Source organism: Stenotrophomonas maltophilia group sp. Smal17 (genome assembly GCF_030237045.1).
In the GTDB taxonomy this organism is placed as follows: Bacteria; Pseudomonadota; Gammaproteobacteria; order Xanthomonadales; family Xanthomonadaceae; genus Stenotrophomonas; species Stenotrophomonas forensis.
In genome coordinates, this window is record NZ_JASJSU010000147.1 from 1 (window position 1) to 5,567 (window position 5,567).

The 5,567-nt window shown below is 68.7% G+C and carries 3 protein-coding genes and 1 pseudogene; all 4 read right to left on the minus strand.

Annotated elements, in window-relative coordinates; all coding sequences use genetic code 11:
- Positions 1 to 56 precede the first annotated feature (56 nt).
- Complete coding sequence (locus QRO93_RS20970; protein WP_006461333.1) at positions 57 to 563, minus strand: hypothetical protein; 507 nt, start codon at positions 561 to 563, stop codon at positions 57 to 59.
- An 81-nt stretch (positions 564 to 644) separates the two neighbouring features.
- Entirely contained in the window at positions 645 to 3,755 is a 3,111-nt protein-coding gene (locus QRO93_RS20975; RefSeq protein ID WP_180880246.1) for an error-prone DNA polymerase, read from the minus strand.
- Between the two features lie 6 nt (positions 3,756 to 3,761).
- The gene (locus QRO93_RS20980; protein ID WP_164087954.1) at positions 3,762 to 5,171 is read right to left on the minus strand and encodes a DNA polymerase Y family protein; all 1,410 of its coding nucleotides are present in this window, start codon (positions 5,169 to 5,171) and stop codon (positions 3,762 to 3,764) included.
- A gap of 9 nt (positions 5,172 to 5,180) precedes the next feature.
- Positions 5,181 to 5,567, minus strand: a pseudogene (locus QRO93_RS20985) (DNA lesion error-prone repair protein ImuA); the annotation flags it as partial.

Below are 5,567 nucleotides of genomic sequence, written 5' to 3' on the forward strand. Positions count from 1 at the left end.
CCTCGACTCTACAAAGGTGAAGCAAAGTCGAGCAAGCTCGACGCTACAAAAGCAGATCAGGGCGCGGCGTTGGCGCCCGGGCGCACGTAGTAGGACTGGCCGCTGTCATCGACGAACATCAGTTCAGGCTTTCCCTGCCAGGAGGTGAGCATGGCGCCGGTATTGTTCTGGTGCTTGACCATCAGGCTGGCGCCGCGGTCCGGGTTGGCCACCACCTTGAACACTTCAGTGGTGCCGGTGGCATCGTCCAGGGTCAGCAGGGCCTCGCCGCCGCGGTCGCTGGTGCCATAGCCACCGCGTTCGGAGCCGTCCGGGCCGAGCAGGATCAGGCCTGACAGGGCGGTCGCACGCGGCCCCTGGGTGCGGCCCTGGCTGAGAGGATCGGGAACCGGTGCGCCGAGGATCACCCGTGGCTGTCCGCTTTCATCGTGGATGACCAGCCCGCGTGCTTCGATGATGCGCTGTGGCGATTGGCTGCGATGCAGGCTCCAGGCGGTCCAGCCGGACACCAGCAGGGCGAGGGTGGCGACCACCAGCGTGGTCAGCAGCAGTGCACGGGGCATCGTGTCGTCCTTCCTTGGATGTGCCGACGATAGCGGATGCGGACCGGCAATGGCCAGTTCGTTGTGTGACGTTGTGTATCGTCAGTGGAAATCGCGGCTGTGGCTGCGCAGTCCCTGCAGTAGTTCATCCAGGCAGTGCATGCGCTGCACGATGACATGCTGCACGCCATCGACGCGCTCCAGGCGGCCATCGATCTGCATCAGCTGGGTATCAACCAGCACCCGGTGCTGGCGATCAGCGATGTGCCGCCAGACCACCGCGTTGACCATGCCGGTTTCGTCCTCAAGGGTGAGGAAGGTCACGCCACTGGCGGTCTGCGGACGCTGGCGCATGCGTACCAGGCCGGCAATGCGCACGCGGCGGCCATGGCCGTGAGCCGCCAGTTGCGCGGCGTCCAGGCAGCCACGAGTGCGCAGCTGTGCGCGCAGGAACGAGATCGGATGGCGGCCAAGCGTGGTACCGGTACTGCGGTAGTCGGCCTGCATGTCTTCCCAGGTGCTGGGCAGCGGCAACGGCACGCGGGCCTCGGCGGTGGCGCGGGCGTGGTCGAACAGCGGCAGCCGGTTTTCAACGCCGGAGATATCCCAGCGCGCACGATGGCGATGGCCGCTGAGCCCACGCAACGCGCCAGCATCGGCCAGCAGGCCCTGTTGGCGACGGTCCAGCGCGGTGCGCTGGCACAGGTCGCCCACGTCGTCGAAGGGGCGCCGCGCACGTTCTCGCATGATGGCCTGCACGGCGGGTTCGTTGCAGCCATCGACCAGGCGCAGGCCGAGCCGGATCGCGGCCGGTCCCTTGCTGAAATCCAGCGTGCAGTCCCAGTCGCTGTGGCGCACGTCCAGCGGCAGCACGCCGATGCCATGCCGGCGCGCGTCCTGCAGCAGCTGGTCGGGGCTGTAGAAGCCCAGTGGCTGGCTGTTGATCAGGCTGGCGGTGAACGCGGCCGGGTGGTGGCACTTCAGCCAGCAGCTGGCATAGGTCAGCAGGGCGAAGCTGGCGGCGTGGCTTTCCGGAAAGCCGTAATCGCCGAAGCCCTTGATCTGCTCGAACAGGTGTTCGCCGTATTCACGGCTGAAGCCGTTCTTCAACATCCCCGCCAGCAGCTTCTCGCGATGCGGCTCCAGCCCGCCACGGCGCTTCCACGCGGCCATCGAGCGGCGCAGGGCATCGGCCTCGCCCGGGGTGTAACTGGCCGCATCCACCGCCAGCTGCATCACCTGTTCCTGGAACAGCGGCACGCCCAGGGTGCGCGCGAACACGCGCTCCAGCTGCGGCGGGTACAGCGGTTCTTCCAGGTTGTCCAGCGCCTCTGGACCCTGTTCGCGCAGCAGCCGGCGGCGCTCCAGGTAGGGGTGCACCATGTCGCCCTGGATCGGGCCGGGGCGCACGATCGCCACTTCGATCACCAGGTCGTAGAAGTTGCGCGGCTGCATGCGTGGCAGCATCGCCATCTGTGCACGCGACTCGATCTGGAACACGCCGATGGTGTCGGCGGCGCTGATCATGTCGTAGGTGGGTGTGTCCTCATCGGGAATCGCATCCATGCGCCCACTGTGCAGGCCATGCTGCTGCAGCATCGCCAGGCATTTGCGGATGGCGGTGAGCATGCCCAGTGCCAGGCAGTCGACCTTCATCAGGCCGGTGGCATCCAGGTCATCCTTGTCCCATTGGATGACGGTGCGGTCGGCCATCGCTGCGTTCTCGACCGGCACCAGGGTCGACAGCGGATGCTCGGAAATCACGAAGCCGCCCGGGTGCTGCGACAGGTGGCGTGGGAAGTCGATCAGCTCGGCGGTCAGTGACAGCAGCCGGCGCATCAGCGGGGTCTTCGGATCGAAGCCGCGTTCGCGCAGGGTCTCCGGCAACGGCACGTGGCCGCCCCAGTGATCCATCGCTGCCCCCAGTTCGTTGACCTGGTCCATCGGCAGGCCGAGCGCGCGGGCCACATCGCGGATCGCGCTGCGGCCGCGGTAGCTGATCGCCACTGCAGTCAAGGCAGCACGTTCACGCCCATAGCGCTTGAACACGTACTGCAGCACTTCTTCGCGGCGCTCGTGCTCGAAGTCGATGTCGATATCCGGTGGTTCGTCGCGTTCGGCGGAGATGAAACGCTCGAACAACAGATTGCTGCGTGCCGGGTCGATCTCGGTCACGCCCAGCACGAAGCACACCGCCGAGTTGGCCGCCGAGCCACGGCCCTGGCAGAGGATGTCCTGGCTGCGCGCGAAGCGCACGATGTCCTGCACGGTGAGGAAGTAGGAGGCGTAGTTCTTCTGCCGGATCAGCGCCAGTTCGTGTTCGATCTGCTTGCGCTGCGCCGGTTCGATGCCGTTCTTCCAGCGCCACGGAATGCCACGCTCGACCAGCACGCGCAGCCAGCTGTCCGGGTCGTGCCCTTCCGGCACCAGTTCGCGCGGGTAGGTGTACTGCAGCTGCTCCAGGGTGAAGTGGCAGCGTTCGGCGATGCGCAGGGTCTCGGCCAGCAGTTCGGGCGGGTACAACTGGGCCAGTGCGGTGCGTGGGCGCAGATGGCGCTCGCCATTGGGAAACAGGCGCCAGCCGGCTTCGGCTACGCTGCAGCGGTGGCGGATCGCGGTCAGTGTGTCCTGCAGCGCACGCCGGCGGCGCACGTGCATGTGCACATCACCACTGGCAACCAGTGGCAGGCGGTGGCGTTCGCCAAAGGCCTGCAGCTGCTGCAGGCGATGCGCGTCGTCATGCTCGTGATGCAGCTCCACCGCCAGCCACAGGCGATCATTGAAGCCGGTGCGCAGCAGCTCCAGATCGGTGGCGGCCGGCTGCCGGTCCAGCCACAGGCAGAGCAGGCCGTCGGGCAGGCCAAGCAGGTCGTCGCGCAGGCAATGGTATTCACCCTTGGCCGCGCGTCGCCGGCAGGTGGTGATCAACTGGCACAGCCCGGCATAGGCGGCCTGGTCGGTGCACAGCAGGGCCAGCTTCGGTCCGTCCTCGACCTGGAATTCGGCGCCGACGATCAGTGCCACGCCATGCGTCTTCGCCGCCTGCCAGGCGCGCACGATGCCGGCCAGCGAGCACTCGTCGGTGATCGCCAGCGCCCGATAGCCCTGGCCGGCGGCGCGCGCGAACAGTTCTTCGGCAATCGAGGCGCCGCGCTGGAAACTGAACGCCGACAGGCAGTGCAGTTCGGCGTAGCCGGGCAGTTCACTGTGCATGGCGGCTCAGCCGAACCAGCCGTGCAGCATCCACGGTGCATGCGGATCGTTGCGTGTGCGGAAGGCCCAGCCGCGCTGGCCATGCGCGGTTTCCACCACGTAGTAGTCGCGCCGTGCGTCGGCCTGGTCCCACCAGCCCGATTCGATGCGCTCCGGCCCGGCGACGATGCGCAGGCGTGGATCACGCAGCGGTTGCGGCGTATCCAGCAGCCAGCCCGGGCGTAGTGGCCAGTACGACGGTGGTTTGACCGCCGGCTGGGTGCCACTGGCGCGTTCGGGGCGATGGTCGGCCTGCACCGCCAGCGGCTGCACGGCGTCATCGCCCAACCGCGCACGCAGGCGCTCGCGCAACTGGGTCCAGGGCATCGCCTGCGCCGGCCGGGTATCGAACAGGTCGCGCGCGGCGGGCACGAAGGGCGGCAGCTGCTCGGCGTGCAGGCGTAGTGCGCGGCTGCCGGCGGGCAGGGCGAAGGCTTCCATGCGGTTGCGCGCGATCTCGAACAGCAGCGCGGGATCACGCTCCGGCGCCAGCAGGCCGATGGTCAGCACGCTGGGTGGCAGCAGGTCGTGCTCGAAATGCAGGTCGAAGCGCTGCACGCCACCATCGCGGGAGCACAGGAAGGCGGCCAGGTCCAGCAGCAGGCGACGTAGCGGGAACAGCAGGGCCTGGCTGGATTCGATCTCATATTCGAATTCGATGCGCGCATCGAAACGGTCGGGAGGCTGGTAGTAGCGCAGTGGTGCGGTGGGCTGGCCACGTAGCGCATCCAGCTGCTGCAGCACGTCGGGGGCGAAGCGCCGGGCCAGGCTGTCGCGCGGCAGCGCGAGCACCGCACCCAGCGTGCGCAGGCCGGAGCGGCCCAGCACGGTCACTGCTTCGCTGGGCAGCCCGCAGCGCGGCAACGGCAGCTGTGCGAGTACCGCCGGCAGCTGCTGCGCATCGAGGCCGAGGCCATCGTGCACGTTGGCCAGCACGCGCGCGGCATGCGGCGTGGGCGCGGCCACCAGGCGATGGCGGAAACCCAGCTCGTGCAGTTCACCGCGCAGGCGTTTCTCGATGGTCAGCCAGTCACCGAACAGGGCACGGCTGGCGCCGATCTCCAGCACCAGCGCATGCGGGAAATCGAGGCTGACCTGCGAACTGTAGGCATAGGCCCAGCTGGCCAGCAGCTGCCGGGTGTGCTGTTCGGCGTTCGGGTCGTAGTCGTGCAGGTGCATGTCCTGCACCAGCACCTGCGCGGCCGACAGCAGCATGCCCGGGCGCAGCCCGGCTGCCCGTGCGGCCGGGCTGACCGCGCGCAGCACGCGGCGTTGTGCCGGACCCTGCAGCAGCACCAGCGGCCGCTGCGGGTCCGGTTGCAGGCGCAGCACGCTGTCCAGCGCCAGCTGCGGCAACAACAGGCAGGCCCAGTTCACGGCGCGGCCTCAGTGGCTGATGGCCAGGGGCAACGGCTGCGCCGGCGGCAGGCCGCCACGGCATTTCAGTACCCGCACCTGGCCGTGGTCGAGCTGCAGGCGCAGGCTGGCCGGGGAGGGGTTGCGCGCTGCCTGCGCCTCGCGGAACACGAAGCCCAGGCATTGGCCGCTGTCGGCGGCGACCTGCAGCCGGCGCAGGGCACGGTCGTCGGCCTGCTGTGGCCAGCACAGCACCGCGGCGCAGGCGGCAGAACGCAGGCATTGTTCGGTGGCCCACAGCGCCTGCTTCGGCGCGGCGTGGATGATCTGCAGCTGGGCCAGGTCCAGCCCGGCCGCCGCCCAGGCCGGTGCATGCGGGCGGTAGGGGGGCGCGACCAGCACGATCGGGCGTCCGCG